The following is a 16679-nucleotide window of genomic DNA, read 5'->3' as shown; positions in this document are numbered from 1 at the left end:
TGCTCACGGCCGACGGGGCCCGCGCCCGAAGGTGCGGCCCCCCGGAACGGTCGCTACTCGGCGTCCTTCTGCCAGCCCATGGTCTCGGCCGGAACGCTCAGGAACAGCGCCGGGCCGATGTTCGCGGTGCCCTTGTCGCACACCACACAGTCGGGGCCGGCGAACACCGGGATGAAGGCGTAGGACTGGAGGGCCTCCTTCTCGGCGGCGTTGAACTCCTTGAGCTGCTCGGTGCGGTCGGAGATCGTAATGACCTTGGCGAGCTTCGCGTCGAGCTCGGCGGAGCCGGCGTGGGTGAAGTTCGACGCAGAGTCGCTGCCGTAGATCTGCGGGCCGTTCCAGATCCACGAGGTGCTCGAAGACCAGCCGAAGAGCGTGGTGTCCCAGGAGCCGCTGGTCAGCACGTTGGAGAACTCGGAGCTGGGCTGGGCGTCGATGTCCACCTGGATGCCGGCGTCCTTCGCCATCTTCTGGATCGCCTGCGAGCGATTCTTCACCATGGTCGAGTCGCCGAACGAGGTGAAGGAGAACTTCGCGGGCTTGCCGTCCTTCTCGTAGTAGTCGCCGTTGAGCGTCCAGCCGGCGTCCTCGAGGGTCTTCTTGGCGGCCTTGGCGTGGTCCTCGGCCGTGGAGAGGTCCTTCCAGACGTCCTCCGGCATGTTGTTCTCGTAGCCGTCGGCCCAGACCGGCACGAGCAGCGAGCCCACGTACTCCTCCTCCCAGTGCACGCCCTGGAAGATGACCTTGCGGATGGTGTCCTGGTCGATGCACTGGACGAAGGCCTTGCGGAGGTCGATGTCATCGAGCGGGGCCTTGGTGGTGTTGATCTCGATGTTGGCGACAGCGAGCGAGTCGGCGCGGCGGATGTAGGCGTCCTGCATGCCGGAGAAGTTGGAGAGCATCTCGGCCGAGCCGGACGCGGCCTCGCCGGTGGTGTCCACCTCGCCGTTCTTGAAGGCGTTGAAGAGGGCCTGGGAGTCCATCTGCTTGTAGGTGATGGAGTCGAGCTTGGCCGGCTTGCCCCACCAGGCGTCGTTGCGGACGAACTTCACGGACGACGTGGAGCAGGACTCCACCTTGAAGGGGCCGGCGCCGAGGTCGGAGTTGGGGTTGTTGTCCCAGCCGGTCTGGTAGAGCGTCTTGTCGAGCATCTTGGGGTGCGCGACCGCGCTGATGATGGGCTCGTAGGGATAGATGGGGTGGGACATCGTGATGACGCAGGTCTTGGCGTCGTCGCCCTGCGCGACGGACTCGATCTGGTCGTAGCCGTCGGTGGCCGCGGGCTGGTAGTCCGGGTCCTGGCCGTTCATGAGCTTCCACACGGTCTCGTACCCGGTCCAGTCGATGGCCGTGCCGTCGTTGAACGTGGCCTTCTCGTTGATCTTGACGGTGATGACCTGCTTGCCGGAGTCCTCGGTCGACTCGTAGGAGTCGATGTAGTCCGGGTTCGCGGAGAACTTGGACGCGGTGGCGTCGGACAGCACCATGTTCACCGGCATGTAGAGGCCCCAGAAGTTGTTCATCGTGAAAGTGTTGCCGTCCACGGAGAAGTAGTTCCAGGCCGGGCCGATCTCGCCGGCGGGCAGCACGAAGTCGCCGCCGTCCTTGACGTTGTCGTAGTCCTGCGGGTTGTTGTAGACCTGGCCCTTCGCCGGCAGGGGCAGCTCCTCGAGCGCCGTCGTGCAGGGGCTGCCCTCGGGCGGCTCGGTGCCGGTGTCGCTGGAGCCGCCGGTGCCACCGCCGTTGCCGTCGGAGCCGTCGGAGCCGCCACAGCCAACGAGGCCGAGGCCCGCCACCGCAGCGGCCGTACCGCCGGCGGCCTCAAAGAACGTGCGACGCGTGAAGCTGTTTGGTGCCATGTGTCTCTCCCGTCTGCTCAGTGCCGTGCGGCCGCCGGACGGAGCCCGGTCGGCCGTTCTGGTCGGTGTGCCCAACCTTACACAGCGTAAAACAGGGCACCCGACCAAGTAAAGACTTCGAAACATCAAGGCCTTTGCCAAGCACGTTCACGTACCAAGCAAAAGCCTTGTGTATCCGTTCCTGTCGATACGATTGCCCTAGACGTGCACCTCGTTCGCCGGCACCAGCTCGCCGTCCTTGTACACGAGGCGCAGGCGCGTCCGCTCCACGGGCGGGTCCGGGATCGGGATGGCCGAGAGGAGCGCCTTGGTGTAGGGGTCCTGCGGGTTGTTGAAGACCTCCTCGGTCTCGCCGTACTCCACGATCTTGCCCAGGTGCATCACCGCCACCGTGTCGGAGATGTGCCGGATCACGGCCAGGTCGTGGGCCACGAAGAGGTACGAGATCTTGAGCTGGGTCTGCAGGTCCTCCAGCAGGTTGATGATGCCCGCCTGGATGGAGACGTCGAGGGACGCGATGGGCTCGTCGAGCAGCAGCAGCTTGGGGTTCGTCGCGAGCGAGCGCGCGATGGCGATGCGCTGGCGCTGGCCGCCCGAGAACTGCGACGGGAAGCGGTCCACATAGTCCGGGTTGATGCCCACGAGGCCCATGAGCTCGCCGATGCGGCGGTTGATCTTGTTCTTGTCCCAGTGCTGCGCCCTGAGGGGCTCGGCGAGCACGTCGTAGATGGGCATGCGGGGGTCGAGCGAGCTCATCGGGTCCTGGAAGATCACCTGGAGGTCGCGCCGCAGCTCGCGGCGCTCTCGCGCGCTCTTGAGATCCCTGGTGTCCTTGCCGAGCACGGTGATGGTGCCCTCCTTGGGCACCGCCAGGTCCATGATCTCCATGAGCGTCGTGGACTTGCCGGAGCCGGACTCCCCCACCAGGGCCAGCGTCTCGCCCTCGTGGATCTGGAACGACACCTTGTCCATCGCGGTGACGATGCCCTTGGTGCGCCGGATGAGGCCCTTGGACTGCACCTCGAAGACCTTCGTGACGTCCTTGAGCTCGAGCACCACCGGGCGCTCGTCGCGCGGCACCTCGGCCCACTTGGGCGTCAGCGGCTCGAGGTCCGGATACACCTCTTTGTAGGTGAGGTGCTGGTCGCGGATCTGCTGCATCTTGAGGCAGGAGACGAGGTGCCCCTCCGCCGGGTCGAGCGCCTCCAGGTGCGGCTCGGTCTTGAAGCACTCGGGACCCGCGATCGGGCAGCGGGGCGAGAAGGGGCATCCCGGCGGAATGGCGGCCAGCGAGGGCGGGTTGCCCTTGATGGGCACGAGGCGCGTGTTGCTCGGCATGTGCGGCTTGGGCACCGCGGCGAAGAGGCCCATCGTGTAGGGCTGGCCCGGGCGCGCGAACAGGGTGTCGACGCTCGCGCGCTCCACCGCGCGGCCGGCGTACATGACCATGATGTCGTCGGCGATGCCGGCCACGACGCCGAGGTCGTGGGTGATGAGCACGACGGCGGCGCCGGTCTCCTTCTGGGCCACCTTGAGGAGGTCGAGGATCTGCGCCTGGATGGTCACGTCCAGAGCGGTCGTGGGCTCGTCGGCGATGATGATGTCGGGGTTGTTCGCGATCGCGATGGCGATGACCACGCGCTGGCGCATGCCGCCGGAGAACTCGTGGGGGTAGGAGTCGAGACGGTCCTCGGCCTCCGGGATGCCGACCAGCTCGAGGAGCTCGATGCACCGGGCGCGGACGTCGGCCTTGGACATCTCGGGGTCGTGGATCTTGAGGGCCTCCGCCAACTGGTCGCCGATCGAGAACATCGGGGTCAGCGCCGAGAGCGGGTCCTGGAAGATCATCGAGATGTTCGCGCCGCGGTACTGGCTCATCTCCTCGTCGGTGAGGCCGATCAGCTCTGTGCCCCGGAGCTTGATGGAGCCTTTCACGTGGGCGTTGTCGTCGAGCAGCCCGATCAGGGACAGCGCGGTGACGGACTTGCCGGAGCCCGACTCGCCGACGATACCGAGGGTGCGGCCGCCCCACAGGTCGAAGTTCACGCCGCGCACCGCATGCACGGTGCCCGCCTCGGTGTTGAACGAGACGTTGAGGTCGCGCACCGACATCACCGGGTCGCCGGTGGGCGCGTTCTTGGGGCCGTTCGACTCGAGCAGCTCGTAGCGCAGGACATCGTCCACAGGCACCGTGAGCGCGGCCTCAGTGTTCTGGGTGTTCGAAGACATGCAACGCTCCTAGATATCGTGCTCGGCGAGCTTCTCGGGACCGGGGGTGGCGTCCTCGGCCTCCTCCTCCACGTTGCCGGCGGCACGTGAGTAGGGGTCGAAGGCGTCGCGGAGGCCGTCGCCGATGAGCTGCATGGAGACGCACAGGACGATCAGGACGATGGACGGGATGAGCACCACCCACGGCGCGGTGAGCATGGCGCTCGAGCCCTGGCTCAGGATGTAGCCGAGCGAGGTGTCCGGCACCTTGATGCCGAGGCCGAGGAAGCTGTAGGCCGTCTCGGAGTTGATGCCGCTGATGACGCCGAGCACCGTGTCGATGATGAGGATGGACCCGAGGTTGGGGATCAGGTGCCGCACGATGATCGTGAACGGCGAAACGCCCATGTACTTGGCCGCCTTGACGTAGTCCCGCTCGCGGAGCGACAGGGCCATCGTGCGCAACGTACGGGCGTACCCGATCCAGCCGAAGGCCGAGAGCCCAAAGATCAGCATGAGCCACCCGGTGCCGCCGCTCGTGGCGCGCACGATCATGGCCACAAGAAGGAAGGACGGGATCACGAGCAGCATGTCGAGGCACCACATGCCGATCTTCTCCCAGATGCCGCGCGCATAGGCGATGGCCGTGCCGATGATGGCGGCGAGCACCGTGGTGATGAGGGCATAGGAGATGCCGATCACCAACGAGCGGCCGAGGCCGTGGACCACACAGGCGAAGAGGTCGAGGCCGCCGGAGTCGGTGCCGAACCAGTGCTCGGCGCTCGGCGCCACGGAGAGGGCCGCGAAGTCCGGGTCCGTGTAGTCGTACGGGCTGATCATCGGCCCGAAGATGGCAAGGAGCGCCAGCACGGCCAAGATGGTGAGCCCAGCGACGGCGCTCTTCTGGCGGAAGAACCGGCGCGCGATGAGGCCGGCGTAGGAGATGCGCTTGACCTCCGTGTGCTCGAGGCGCTGGGACTCAAGCTCAAGCTCGGCGTTGGTGGGACGGCGCCCGGCCGGCCCCTCGCCCACCGGAGTGCCGTCAATCACGGTCGCGGGCTCGATGCTCTCGTCGCGCGAGGCGTCGTCCCGGGCCATCGTGTCCCAGTTGGCGTCGGCGCCCGTCTCGGCCTCGTGCAGCCGCTGCGCGTGGTCGACGGTCTCCTGGGTGAGTTTCCCGGGGTCTTGGAGATCCGGGTTCTGGCTCTTGTCAGTCATCGCAGGCCCCCTCAGCTCATCTTGATGCGCGGGTCGAGCGCAGCGGCGAAGAGGTCCGCCAGCAGCGCGCCGACCAACGTGCAGACGCCCGAGAAGGCCGCGACCGCCACCGAGCCGTAGATGTCGTTGTTGTTGATGCAGTTGATGAAGTACTCGCCGAGCCCGTGGATCGCGAAGATCTTCTCGGTCATGACCGCGCCCGTGAAGATGCCGGCGATGGAGAAGGCCACGTTCACCGAGGTCGGGATCAGCGAGGCGCGCAGGGCGTGCTTGCGGATGGCCTGCTTCTTGGTGAGGCCCTTGGCGCGGGCGGTGCGCACATAGTCCGCGTGCATCTCATCGAGCAGGTACGTTCGCTGATTCACGTGGTAGCCGACGGCGCTGATGATGGTCAGCACGATGGTGGGCAGCAGGATGTGCTGCAGGAAGTCCAGGAACGCCAGAAGCACGTTGTCCCCCGTGTAGGACGACAGGCCCGTGACGTAGAAGATGCGCATGCCGCTCGCCGAGTTGATCTCGATGGCGAAAAACACAATGAGGATCGCGAGCACGACCGTCGGGACCGTCAGGAAGAGCGCCGCGACGCCGCCCCACAGGCGGTCCTGCCATTGGTACTGTCTCTGGGCCGTATAGACGCCGAGACCGACGCCGATCACGATGGACAGCACCGTTGAGAGGAGCATCAGCTTCACCGACGCGCCGATGCGCTGCGAGATCTCGCTGTTCACGGAGGTGCCCGTGGGCGAGTTGCCCCAGTCGAACTCTGTGACGATCCCCTTGAGCCAGGTGGTGTAGCGCTCCATGATCGGGGTCTTGTCGTTGAGGTTGTTGGCGGTCAGCGACTGCTCGATGGACTCCTGCGGCGGCCGCGGGGTGCGCGACTCGTAATTGGAGCGTGGGCTCATGAACGCCGACGCCAAGAAGAACGTGAGGGAGGTCGCCACGAAGATCATCACCGCGTAGTTGATGACCCTCTTGGCGACGTACGTGAGGAATCGTGCCATGAACGCTCCTTGTTCCGTGACGCGCTCGAAGCCCGCCCGCCACGGATGCGGACGAGTCCCTTGTCTGGAGCCGCTGGGGCCATGCGACGATTCGGCCGAAGCCCAACCACCGGCCCCGGGGCACCTCGCTGGCCAACCTGGCCGCCCACCGGGCCCCAGGAGGGCCGACGGCGAACAGCACGTAGGGGTAATCATAGCACCCGGCTCGTGGAGATCGGCGCCCTCGGGCGAATCACCTCGTGTAGCGAGCGACCGAGGAGGCCGGGCTAGGGCAACCGGACGGACACCTCCGACCTAGGCAGACCGCAGGTTTGTTTCAGTGCCGAGGCGCGCCGCCCCCGAGGCCCCAGTTCACTGCTCCTATGGGTTCAACACTGCAACCCCGTACATCATTGATGCTCCTCGACACCGTATCCGCAAGGAACCGACTGCAGAGCCAGGCGCACCGGACGTCGCGGACGGTCTCGTTGGCATCACCGCGAATGGTCGGCCGCGCACCATCACGGCGCAGGAAGGCCAAATGGCCACGAAACGGAGCGCCTGCCATGTCGATTCCTCTGGTCGCAGAGGTGGTGCCCAAACGCACCGGCTTGATTCGCCTGAAGCGCGGGACACCACCGGTTGTGGTCACAATGGATGCATAAAACCGCGAAGATGCAGCCCCGCTTAACGGCGGCCGCGCCTTCTCGACGCACGAAAAACGGCCCCGCCACCGCGAGGCCGTCCGGTCGTGCGATCGTTCGGTGCCCCGAACCCTACGCCAGGGTGCCCTGGGGGAACGTCAGCATGAAAACGAAGAGCGTCACGATGAAGACGCAGGTGCTGATCACCGTCAGGCGGTCCAGGTTCTTCTCCCACACGCCGGAGCCGGCGTTGGAGTTGTACATGGAGCTCGCGATCATGTCGCTCACGCCGGTGCCCTTGCCCGAGTGCATGAGGATCAGAAGGATGCTGGCAACGGCCGAGACGGCCCAGATGACGACCAGGACGATGTTCAGGGCACCCACAGGGCACGCTCCTTTGGCTCCGGGCGCACGAACGCCCGCTGAGGATTCACAGTCGATGAGAGACCATACCACATATGGTGGGAGGTTCAGTGCCCGGGCACCTGCGCCAACGGAGTGCCCATCATCGAGCGAGGCGCAGGGACACCGAGCAGCCCCAGAAACGTCGGCGCGACGTCCACGAGGCTCCCCTCCTCCACGTCCGAGGTGCGGGCGTCCGGATGCGCGACGAAGAGCCACACCGGGGCGTCCGTGGCGGACACCGGGTCGGCGGCCTCCCCTCCCCCGTGCGTGGCCGTCACGAGCGCGAAGCCACCCGTCGCCATGAAGGCAGGCGTCATGCGGGACACCGCGTCGTCCACGCGCTCGCAGGCCTCCGCCACGCGTGCCGGCGAGCCGAACGCGCGAGCCTGCTCGACGTCGTCGAGCACCGCGACCACGATGTCGGCGTCACGCCGGGCGGCCGCCAACGCCACGCGCGCCGAGACGGACAGCGCGTCGCCCGGCACCTGCTCGCACCCGGCGAGACCGGCCGCATCGAGCGCCTCTGCGAACGGCTCGGCGTCCGCGTTCTGCCCGCTCACGAACAAGGTGCGGAGCCCGGCCTCGTCGAGCGCGCGGAAGAGCCCCAGCGGGTCGGCGCCGTCGTCGTCCAGAGGCGCGCCCGAGAGGATCGCCCGTATGCCACCGGCAAAGGCCGCCGGCTCGCCCTCGGCAAGGCCAAGAGCGGGGCCGGCGGCCTCGATGGTGCGGTGCGGGTACACCAGGCCAAGCGACCCAAGGTACGGGAAGCGGGCCTGGGAGACGCCGTTGGAGGGTGACGCGGGCGCGACGCCCAGCCCTTCGAAAAGGACGAGCAGCGCGGGCGGCATCCTCCTCCGGCGCGGCATTACTCGGCGGCCTTCTCCACCATGGCGGCGAAGTCGGAGGCGACGAGGGAGGCGCCGCCCACGAGCGCGCCGTCCACGTCCTCCTCGGCCAGGAAGCCGGCCACGTTGCCGGGCTTCGCGGACCCGCCGTACAGGATGCGGACGCGGCCGGCGATGTCCTCGCCGTACAGCTCCACGAGGCAGGCGCGGATCGCGCCGCAGACCTCCTGGGCGTCCTCAGGCGTGGCGGTCTTGCCGGTGCCGATGGCCCAAATGGGCTCGTAGGCGATCACGAGCTCGTCACCGGTGGCCAGCTCGACGCCGGCGAGGTCCTCCTTGACCTGGCCCACGACGAAGTCCACCTGCTGGCCCGCCTCGCGCACCTCGAGGGACTCGCCGCAGCAGCTGATCGGCTTGAGGCCGGCGGCCAGCAGCGCGATCATCTTCTTGTTGATGTCGGCGTCCGTCTCATGGAAGTACTCACGGCGCTCGGAGTGGCCGATGATGCAGTAGGTGCAGCCCACGGACTTGAGCATGTCGGTGCTGATGGCGCCCGTGTACGCGCCCTTGGGCTCCCAGTACACGTCCTGGGCGCCCAGGCCGAACGGGGCCTTGTCGAACTCGATGACGGACGCGACGCCCTTCAGGTCCACGAACGGCGGGCACACGACGACCTCGACGCCCTCGGCGCCGTCGGACAGCGCGTTGGCGAGGTCCTGGGCCAGGGTGACGCCCTCGCTGTAGGTCTCGTTCATCTTCCAGTTGCCAGCGATCAGGCGGGTGCGGTTGTTAGGCATCGAGCAGCGCCTCCACTCCGGGCAGCGGCTTGCCCTCGACGAGCTCCATGGACGCGCCACCGCCGGTGGAAATCCAGCTCATCTTGTCGGCAAGACCGAACTTGTTGACGGCCGCGACGGAGTCGCCGCCGCCGATGATCGACGTGCAGTCCTCGTTGTCGGCCACGGCCTCGGCGACGGCCTTGGTGCCGTCGGAGAACTGGTCGAACTCGAAGACGCCCATGGGGCCGTTCCAGAACACGGTCTTGGCGCCGGCGATCGCGTCGGCGTAGAGCTTCGCGGTCTCGGGGCCGATGTCCATGCCCATCATGTCGTCGGGGATCGAGTCGGAGGCGACGACGACGCCCACCGCGTCCGGCCCGAAGTGGTCGGCCACGACGTTGTCCACCGGGAGCAGGAGCTTGACGCCGTTCTTCTCGGCCTTGTCCATCATCTCCTTGGCGCGGTCGACCCACTCGGGCTCCTGCAGGGAGGTGCCCACGGAGTAGCCCTTGGCCAGAAAGAACGTGTAGGCCATGCCGCCGCCGATGATGAGCGTGTCGACGGAGTCGAGCAGGTGGTCGAGCACGCCGATCTTCGAGGAGACCTTGGAGCCGCCGACGATGGCGACGAGCGGGCGCTCGGGGTCGGAGAAGATCGAGGTCAGGGTGTCGACCTCCTTCTCGAGCAGCTCGCCGGCCACGGCCGGGAGGTACTCGGCCGGGCCCACGACGGAGCCCTGCGCGCGGTGCGCGGTGCCGAAGGCGTCGAGCACGAAGACGTCGCCGAGGTCCGCGAGCTTCTTCGCGATCTCCGGGTCGTTCTTCTTCTCGCGCTTGTCGAAGCGGACGTTCTCGAGCACGACCACCTGGCCGGGCTTCATGGCCTCGACGGCCGCCTTGGCCTCGTCGCCGTAGGTGTCGGGCACGAAGGTCACGTCAAGCCCGGTGAGCTCGCGGAGCTTGTCCGCGGCCGGCTTGAGGGAGAGCTTGGGCTCCGGGCCGTCGCCCTTGGGACGGCCGAGGTGGCTCATCAGCACGACCTTGGCGCCATGGTCAACGAGGTACTGGATCGTGGGGATGGCGGCGCGGACGCGGGTGTCGTCCGTCACGTTGCCGTCCTCGTCCAGGGGCACGTTGAAGTCGACGCGCTCGAGGACGGTCTTGCCGTCGACGTCGATGTCGCGGACCGTCTTCTTGGAAAACGCCATCGTTCCCTCCTTTTGGGAATGTTGCGTTGCTGGTTCCATCGAGCAAGAAAAGGGCGCGGACGCGGCCGGTCGGCCAACGTCCGCGCCCTCGCTCACGCGTGTACGAGAAGCGGACGTCTCAGGTTAGGCGACGAACTTCTCGAAGTACTTGATGGTGCGGACCATCTGGGAGGCGTAGGAGTTCTCGTTGTCGTACCACGCGGTGCACTGCACGAGGCTGCGGCCGTCGCCGAGGTCCTGGACCATGGTCTGGGTGGCGTCGAAGATCGAGCCGTGGGTCTCGCCGATGATGTCGGTGGAGACGATGTCGTCCTCGTTGTAGGCGTAGGTCTCGGGGATGGTCTCGGCGTAGGCCTTCATCGCGGCGTTGACCTCGTCCACGGTGACGGTCTTGTCAACGACGGCGTAGAGGTTGGTGATGGAGCCGGTCGGCACGGGCACGCGCTGGGCGGCGCCGATGAGCTTGCCGTTGAGCTCCGGGAGGACCAGGCCGATGGCCTTGGCGGCGCCGGTGCTGTTCGGGACGATGTTGATCGCGGCGGCGCGGCTGCGGCGCTTGTTGCCCTTGCGCTGCGGGCCGTCGAGGATCATCTGGTCGCCGGTGTAGGCGTGGATGGTGGTCATGATGCCGGAGACGATCGGGGCGAAGTCGTTCAGGCCCTTGGCCATCGGGGCGAGGCAGTTGGTGGTGCAGGAGGCCGCGGAGATGATGTTGTCGTCGGCGGTCAGCGTCTCCTGGTTGACGTTGTAGACGATGGTCGGCAGGTCGTTGCCGGCCGGAGCGGAGATGACGACCTTCTTGGCGCCGGCGTCGATGTGCGCCTGGGCCTTGGCCTTGGAGGTGTAGAAGCCGGTGCACTCGAGGACGACGTCGACGTCGAGCTCGCCCCAGGGGAGGTTCTTGGCGTCCGGCTCCTTGTAGATCTTGATGGTGGTGCCGTCGACGGTGATGGAGTCCTCACCGGCGGTCACCTCGTGGTTGCGGGCGTAGTTGCCCTGCGTGGAATCGTACTTCAGGAGGTAGGCCAGCATATCCGGGCTGGTGAGGTCGTTGATAGCGACGATCTCGGTGCCCTCGTGGCCGAACATCTGGCGGAAGACCAGACGACCAATGCGGCCGAAACCATTGAGCGCGACCTTAACTGCCATGCGTTTCTCCTCTCCTCGACACAAGTCCCCGCACGGCCGTTCCGCACAGGCGTCCCTGATGCCTTAGGTTTTTCACCCCGCATACTAACGCTCATGCTCGACAAAGGGGGCTGAAAGCGCATGCTGCATGTAATCTGCAGCTAGCACCTTTAGTTGACCAGACGAGAATGGTCATGTCCTTTGATAAAACGCGGGATACTCCTCGCATAGAAGCGCGTGAATATTCGAACGACGCGCTTCCCGGCCCGCGAACGTGCGGCGCGCGCCGGCCGTTGGCCCCCGCCGAGGCACGTCACGCGCGCCGGGCCTCCCAGTCCTCTGCCGCCTTCTGCAAACGGAGCAACCGGTGGTACACCGCAGACTTCGAGAGCGGCGGGTAGGCGACGCGGCCGAGGTCCGTCAACGACAGGTCCGGGTGCTCGCGGCGCAGCTCGCAGAACTGTCGCACGGTGGCGGGCAGCGAGTCGAGGCCGGGGCCCGCCTCCACCCTGTCGATGAGGGCGAGCTGCTCGGCCGCGGCGCCGCTCGCCCGTCGGGCGTTGGCCATCTCGGCGTTCACGCTGCGGTTGACGTCGTTCTTCACGGACTTCACCTGGCGCACGGCGCGCACCGCCTTGGCGGTCTTGCTTGCGCCCATGACGAGGAGCAGCCGCTCGATGTCGTCGAAGCTCTTGATGTAGATCGCGAAGGCCCCGCGGCGCCGGTTGAGCCGCGCGGACACGCCCACGTCGTGGCACAGGGCGACGAGCCCTTGGGCAAGGGCCTCGCTCGTGACGGCCATCTCCAAGTGGAAGTCGCCGCGGGGGTCCGCGATGAAGCCTCCGGCCATGAACGCGCCCCGGAGGAACGCCGAGCGGTCCTGCTCCGTGGCCACGAGCTCCGGGGGTATGCCCGTGACGAGCCCCTTGCCCGGCACGAGGATCCGCATCGCCACCAGGGCCCGCTCGAGGCCCTCCTGCTCGGGGACCTCGATCAGGTAGTTCCTGGTCTTATGGAGCACGCTCCGCCGCACCGTGAGCTGCGTGTCGAGGTCGAAGACCTGGTGGGACAGGCTGATCACCGTGCGCGCGACGGCGCCCGTCTCGGTGGTCACGCGCACCGCGTACGAACCGGAACCATGGAACGACAGCGTCCCGCACACTCGCACGAGGGCGGAGAGCTCCGCCGCCTCGCTCGCCCGGCCCGCTCCCGAGACGCGGGCCAGCTCGTCCTTGACCTCCGCAGTGAACGACACCGGCGCCCCCTAGCGTTTGGCGGCCCGGAACAGGTCGCGATGGGCCAGCGTCACGCGGAAGCCCTGCGCACGCAGGTGCTCCGCCGTCGCTTGGGCGAGCGCCACCGAGCGGTGCTGGCCGCCGGTGCAGCCCACGGCGATGGAGAGCTGCGCCTTGCCCTCGGCCACGTAGCCGGGCATCACCGCGTCGAGGAGCGTGAACCACGCGTCGAGGAACGCCTGGGTCTGCGGGTGGTTCAGCACGAAGGACGAGACCCGCTCGTCGAGGCCGGTGAGCTCGCGCATCTCCGGGTCCCAGTAGGGGTTCGGCAGGAAGCGGACGTCGATCATCAGGTCCGCCTCGGCGGGCATGCCGTACTTGTAGCCAAAGGAGAAGACGCGCACCTCCATCTGCTCCTGCTCGGTGAGCTCCGAGTAGGAGCCGCGCAGGCGCCGGCGGAGCTCCTTGGGCGAGATGGCGGACGTGTCGATCACCCGGTCGGCGGCCGCCCGGACCGCCTTCAGCTGCTCGCGCTCCCGGCGGATCGCGTCGATGGTGGCCTCGCCCTCCTGGGCGATCGGGGGCCGGCGGCGCGAGAGCGTGTAGCGCTGGGCGAGGGTCTCGTCGTCGGAGTCCAGGAAGAGCACGGAGCAGGTGAGCTCGTGGTCGCGGAGCTTCTGCACCTCGTCGCCGAACTCGTCGAAGAGCCCCTGGCTGCGGAGGTCGCACACGACCGCGAGGTGGCGCCCCACGCCGGAGTCGATGCCCACGATGCGCGCGAGCTGGAGGAGCATCGACGGCGGCAGGTTGTCGATCACGTAGTAGCCGAGGTCCTCGAAGGTGTGCATGGCCTCGGTGCGGCCGGCGCCGCTCATGCCCGTGATGATGACGACGTCCGGGACGTCGGGCCGCACCCGCGCCTCTGTGCTCGGATCGCTCATGGGCACCCCTTTCACTCCCCGCCAGTGTAACCGTGAGACGGGGCGCCCGGGGTGCTCCTCACCCATCGATGGTGGCCGCTTCCTCCGCGAAGGACCGCACGCCCCCGTCGTCCGGCGCACGGCCGAGCTCCTGGTCCCAGGCGCGCAGCGTCTCGTAGACGCCCCGGGCCACGTCCTCGGGGACCCCCTCCACCGCCGCTATCTCGTCCGGCGTGGCCGCCCGCAGCCGCTTGAGGGAGCCGAACGCCTTGAGCAGCGCCTTCTTGCGCTTGGGCCCCACGCCCGGCACCTCGTCGAGGACCGACACCGTCATCGCCTTGCCGCGCAGCTCGCGGTGATAGGCGATCGCGAAGCGGTGGGCCTCGTCGCGCACCCGTTTCACCAGGTAGAGCGACGCCGAGCCGCTCGGCAGCACCACGGGCGTGTCATCCCAGGGCACGAAGAGCTCCTCGTCGGACTTCGCGAGGCCACAGACCGGGATGTCGAGGCCGAGGTCCTCGAGCTCGTTCATCGCGGCCGTGAGCTGCGGCTTGCCGCCGTCGAGGATGAGCAGGTCCGGGCGCGAGCCGAACCGCTCGTCGGCCATGCGCTCGGGCGCGTACCGGCGCCCGAGCACCTCGGCCATCGACACGAAGTCGTTGGCCTCCGACAGGTCCGCCCGGACCTTGAACCGACGGTACTGGGACTTGTCCGGGCGCCCGTTGGTGAAGACCACCATCGACGCCACCGTGTGCTGGCCGTGGATGGTGGAGACGTCGAAGCACTCGATGCGGAGCGGGGGGTCGTCGAGGGCGAGCGCGCTCTCCAGCTCGAGCAGCGCCCGGTTCACGCGCTTGTCCTCGTAGCCGGTGCGCAGCTCGTAGCGCATCAGGGCGTGGCGGGCGTTGCGCGTGGCGGTGTCGAGCAGGCTCTTGCGCTCGCCGCGCTTGGGCACGTGGACGCGCACCCGGCCCCCGCGCTTCTCCGAGAGCCACCCCTCGATCGCCTCGGTGTCCGGCAGCGGGCACGGCACCTCCACCTGCGGGGGCACCTCGGAGGTCTTGCCGTAGTACCGCTGGAGGAACGCGCGGACCACCTCGGGCTCCTCGACGTCCATGCCCTTGTCGAGGATGAAGTCCACCGAGCGCACCATGCGCCCCTCCCGCACGGCGAAGATGCAGGCGCCGGCGATGGTCTCCTCGCGCCACACGCCCACGAGGTCGCAGTCGGCGTCGCCGGCGAAGCGCACCTGCTGCTTCTTGTCGAGGGACTCGATGGCCTGGAGGCGCCGCTGGTACCGGCCGGCGCGTTCGAAGTCCAGGTCTGCCGCGGCCTCCTGCACCTCGGCGGCCAAGAGGTTCGCGAGGTCCTTGCGGTGGCCGGTCAGGAAGCCCTCGGCCGTGGCCACGTGGTCCGCGTAGTCCTCGGGTCGGATGGCGCCGATGCACACGCCGGGGCCGCGGCCCACGTGCGCGTCGAAGCAGGGCCTCCCCTGCTCCGCGAGCTTCTCGATCACGGTCGGTCGGTCCTCGGGCGCGGCGGCGTCGAGCATGCGCTTGGCGCGCTTCCACTCGGCGCAGGTGGCCACGCAGAGCGGGCACACCTTGCGCACGGTGTCGATGGCCTCGCGGGCCGAGCGGGCGTCGGTGTAGGGCCCGAAGTACCGGGTGCCCTTCTTGTGCCGCTCGCGCGTGTACTTGATGGCCGGGAACACGTCGCTCTCGGTCACGGCGATGAACGGGTAGCTCTTGTCGTCCATCAGCGCGACGTTGTAGGGCGGGTGGTGCTGCTGGATCAGGTTGATCTCGAGCACGAGGGCCTCGTGCTCGTTGTCCACCACGAGGTAGTCGAAGCCCGCCACCTCGCGCATCATGAGGGGCACCTTGGCGCGCTCGTCGTCTCCGTTGATGTACTGGCGCATGCGGGCGCGGAGGTTCTTGGCCTTGCCCACGTAGAGCACGTGGCCGGTCGCGTCCTTCCAGAGGTAGCAGCCCGGGAGCTGCGGCACCTGGGACACCTGCTCGCGCAGCGTGGGATGGGGGGCTCTTCCGCCCTGGGGGTTCAAAGGTTCCATGCCCCCACGATACCCGAGGGCGTTTGAAGGTCGTCTGGGGTCTTCTTGTCCACCCGGTGGAGACAGAATCGCCGCACCCGGCCCTTAGGGCCTCGGTGTGAAAATGGCTGTCCGGGTTCATTCGAGTCAGGAGCATGCATGACAACGGTTCGATCTGTGGACGAGCAGGGCTACCGAGAGGCCGCCGACGCGCTGGGCATCGCCCTCCCCGTGGAACAGCTTCCCGTGTGGCAGGCCTACGAGGCCACGATCCCCGGCCGCGAGCCCTGGGGCTACGTCCTCATCGAGGAGGACGGCGAGCCGGTTGCCGTCGCCGCCTTCATGGACTACGAGACCCACGGCTACCACTACCTGCGCGCCCACCACGGGCCCGCGTGGGCCCAGGAGCCCACCTACGCCCAGGAGCAGGCCGCCATCAAGGCGCTCGTGGACCACGTTCGCAGCACCGACAAGAAGGTGGCGTTCATCCGCTGCGCCGTGAGCGAGCCCTACGAGAGCACCCATGCCGTGCTCTCGACCCTCCCCTACGACACGACCGTCGTGGTGGACACGACGGGCGACGAGGAGCAGATCCTGTCCCGCTTCAAGACCCGCGGGCGCCGCGACGTGCGCAAGAGCCTCCGCGAGTGCCCGCTCGCCACCGCTGACGAGACCGAGCAGGCGACCCGGGACTTCTCCGAGTACTACGACGTGATGGTCGAGACGGGCGAGCGCGACGGGTTCGCGCCGGCCCCCAAGGAGGACTACCGGTCGCTCTTGGAGATCCTCGGGCCCGAGCACGCGCGCCTGTTCGCCGCGCGCGACGACGAGGGGCGCCTCAAGCACTGGGCGATCGACATCCTCAACGCGCCCCGCGCGACGCACCTCTACGGCGCGATGGCCAACGACGCGATGCGCACGCTCGGCACCGAGAAGCTCATCTTCGCGGAGATGCTCGAGCTCAACGGGCTCGGTGTGGAGGCGTTCGACCTGATGGGCATCGGCAGCAACTTCCAGCCGGCGCTCCGCGGCCTCAACACCTTCAAGACCAAGTTCGCGAAAGAGGCCACGCGCGTGGCCCCCGACCGCGACATCCCGGTGAAGAAGGGCTTCTACCGCGCCCTGACCGGCCTGCAGAACATGCGGAAGAAGCTCCGCAGCCGTTAAGCCCCACCGAGCGCCTGCCTCCCGAGAT

The 16679-nt window shown here is 67.8% G+C and carries 13 protein-coding genes; 1 reads left to right on the top strand and 12 read right to left on the bottom strand.

Annotated elements, in window-relative coordinates; all coding sequences use genetic code 11:
• Positions 1-53: 53 nt before the first annotated feature.
• The 12 genes from QJ043_RS01690 to uvrC form a co-directional block, all read right to left on the bottom strand.
• Positions 54-1859, bottom strand: a complete 1806-nt coding sequence (locus QJ043_RS01690) for an ABC transporter family substrate-binding protein (protein ID WP_283712441.1) — start codon at positions 1857-1859, stop codon at positions 54-56.
• Between the two features lie 198 nt (positions 1860-2057).
• A complete protein-coding gene (locus QJ043_RS01685) occupies positions 2058-4088 on the bottom strand; it encodes a dipeptide ABC transporter ATP-binding protein (RefSeq protein WP_283712440.1) in 2031 nt (676 codons plus the stop codon).
• A gap of 9 nt (positions 4089-4097) precedes the next feature.
• A complete protein-coding gene (locus QJ043_RS01680) occupies positions 4098-5285 on the bottom strand; it encodes an ABC transporter permease (RefSeq protein WP_283712439.1) in 1188 nt (395 codons plus the stop codon).
• 11 nt (positions 5286-5296) lie between these two features.
• Positions 5297-6289 (bottom strand): ABC transporter permease, encoded by a 993-nt coding sequence (locus tag QJ043_RS01675; protein ID WP_283712438.1) that lies wholly within the window; start codon positions 6287-6289, stop codon positions 5297-5299.
• Positions 6290-7044: 755 nt separating this feature from the next.
• Positions 7045-7296, bottom strand: coding sequence for a preprotein translocase subunit SecG (gene secG / locus QJ043_RS01670; protein WP_283712437.1), 252 nt, complete (start codon positions 7294-7296; stop codon positions 7045-7047).
• A gap of 86 nt (positions 7297-7382) precedes the next feature.
• Positions 7383-8165, bottom strand: a complete 783-nt coding sequence (locus tag QJ043_RS01665) for a hypothetical protein (RefSeq protein ID WP_283712436.1) — start codon at positions 8163-8165, stop codon at positions 7383-7385.
• A 17-nt stretch (positions 8166-8182) separates the two neighbouring features.
• A complete protein-coding gene (tpiA, locus tag QJ043_RS01660; protein WP_283712435.1) occupies positions 8183-8959 on the bottom strand; it encodes a triose-phosphate isomerase in 777 nt (258 codons plus the stop codon).
• The gene (locus QJ043_RS01655) at positions 8952-10148 is read right to left on the bottom strand and encodes a phosphoglycerate kinase (RefSeq protein ID WP_283712434.1); all 1197 of its coding nucleotides are present in this window, start codon (positions 10146-10148) and stop codon (positions 8952-8954) included. Before QJ043_RS01655 ends, tpiA begins: the two co-directional genes overlap by 8 nt.
• A 123-nt stretch (positions 10149-10271) precedes the next feature.
• A complete protein-coding gene (gene gap / locus QJ043_RS01650) occupies positions 10272-11297 on the bottom strand; it encodes a type I glyceraldehyde-3-phosphate dehydrogenase (RefSeq protein WP_283712433.1) in 1026 nt (341 codons plus the stop codon).
• Positions 11298-11589: 292 nt separating this feature from the next.
• Entirely contained in the window at positions 11590-12531 is a 942-nt protein-coding gene (gene whiA, locus QJ043_RS01645) for a DNA-binding protein WhiA (protein WP_283712432.1), read from the bottom strand.
• 9 nt (positions 12532-12540) lie between these two features.
• Complete coding sequence (gene rapZ, locus QJ043_RS01640; RefSeq protein ID WP_283712431.1) at positions 12541-13452, bottom strand: RNase adapter RapZ; 912 nt, start codon at positions 13450-13452, stop codon at positions 12541-12543.
• A gap of 58 nt (positions 13453-13510) precedes the next feature.
• Positions 13511-15505 (bottom strand): excinuclease ABC subunit UvrC, encoded by a 1995-nt coding sequence (gene uvrC, locus QJ043_RS01635; RefSeq protein ID WP_283712430.1) that lies wholly within the window; start codon positions 15503-15505, stop codon positions 13511-13513.
• A gap of 138 nt (positions 15506-15643) precedes the next feature.
• Between uvrC and QJ043_RS01630 the strand changes: the two genes are divergently transcribed.
• Positions 15644-16651 (top strand): lipid II:glycine glycyltransferase FemX, encoded by a 1008-nt coding sequence (locus tag QJ043_RS01630; RefSeq protein ID WP_283712429.1) that lies wholly within the window; start codon positions 15644-15646, stop codon positions 16649-16651.
• The last annotated feature ends 28 nt before the right edge of the window (positions 16652-16679 follow it).

Source organism: Kribbibacterium absianum (assembly GCF_030067705.1).
GTDB lineage: Bacteria > Actinomycetota > Coriobacteriia > Coriobacteriales > Atopobiaceae > Kribbibacterium > Kribbibacterium absianum.
Note: the sequence above shows the minus strand (reverse complement) of the source record. Positions and strands in the feature narration are given on the sequence as shown.

What these genes read in the sequence shown, in the direction of transcription:
- QJ043_RS01690 (WP_283712441.1), bottom strand. Translation starts at nt 1,859, where the DNA reads ATGGCACCAAACAGCTTCACGCGTCGCACGTTCTTTGAGGCCGCCGGC.
- QJ043_RS01685 (WP_283712440.1), bottom strand. Translation starts at nt 4,088, where the DNA reads ATGTCTTCGAACACCCAGAACACTGAGGCCGCGCTCACGGTGCCTGTG.
- QJ043_RS01680 (WP_283712439.1), bottom strand. Translation starts at nt 5,285, where the DNA reads ATGACTGACAAGAGCCAGAACCCGGATCTCCAAGACCCCGGGAAACTC.
- QJ043_RS01675 (WP_283712438.1), bottom strand. Translation starts at nt 6,289, where the DNA reads ATGGCACGATTCCTCACGTACGTCGCCAAGAGGGTCATCAACTACGCG.
- QJ043_RS01665 (WP_283712436.1), bottom strand. Translation starts at nt 8,165, where the DNA reads ATGCCGCCCGCGCTGCTCGTCCTTTTCGAAGGGCTGGGCGTCGCGCCC.
- tpiA (WP_283712435.1), bottom strand. Translation starts at nt 8,959, where the DNA reads ATGCCTAACAACCGCACCCGCCTGATCGCTGGCAACTGGAAGATGAAC.
- QJ043_RS01655 (WP_283712434.1), bottom strand. Translation starts at nt 10,148, where the DNA reads ATGGCGTTTTCCAAGAAGACGGTCCGCGACATCGACGTCGACGGCAAG.
- gap (WP_283712433.1), bottom strand. Translation starts at nt 11,297, where the DNA reads ATGGCAGTTAAGGTCGCGCTCAATGGTTTCGGCCGCATTGGTCGTCTG.
- rapZ (WP_283712431.1), bottom strand. Translation starts at nt 13,452, where the DNA reads ATGAGCGATCCGAGCACAGAGGCGCGGGTGCGGCCCGACGTCCCGGAC.
- uvrC (WP_283712430.1), bottom strand. Translation starts at nt 15,505, where the DNA reads ATGGAACCTTTGAACCCCCAGGGCGGAAGAGCCCCCCATCCCACGCTG.
- QJ043_RS01630 (WP_283712429.1), top strand. Translation starts at nt 15,644, where the DNA reads ATGACAACGGTTCGATCTGTGGACGAGCAGGGCTACCGAGAGGCCGCC.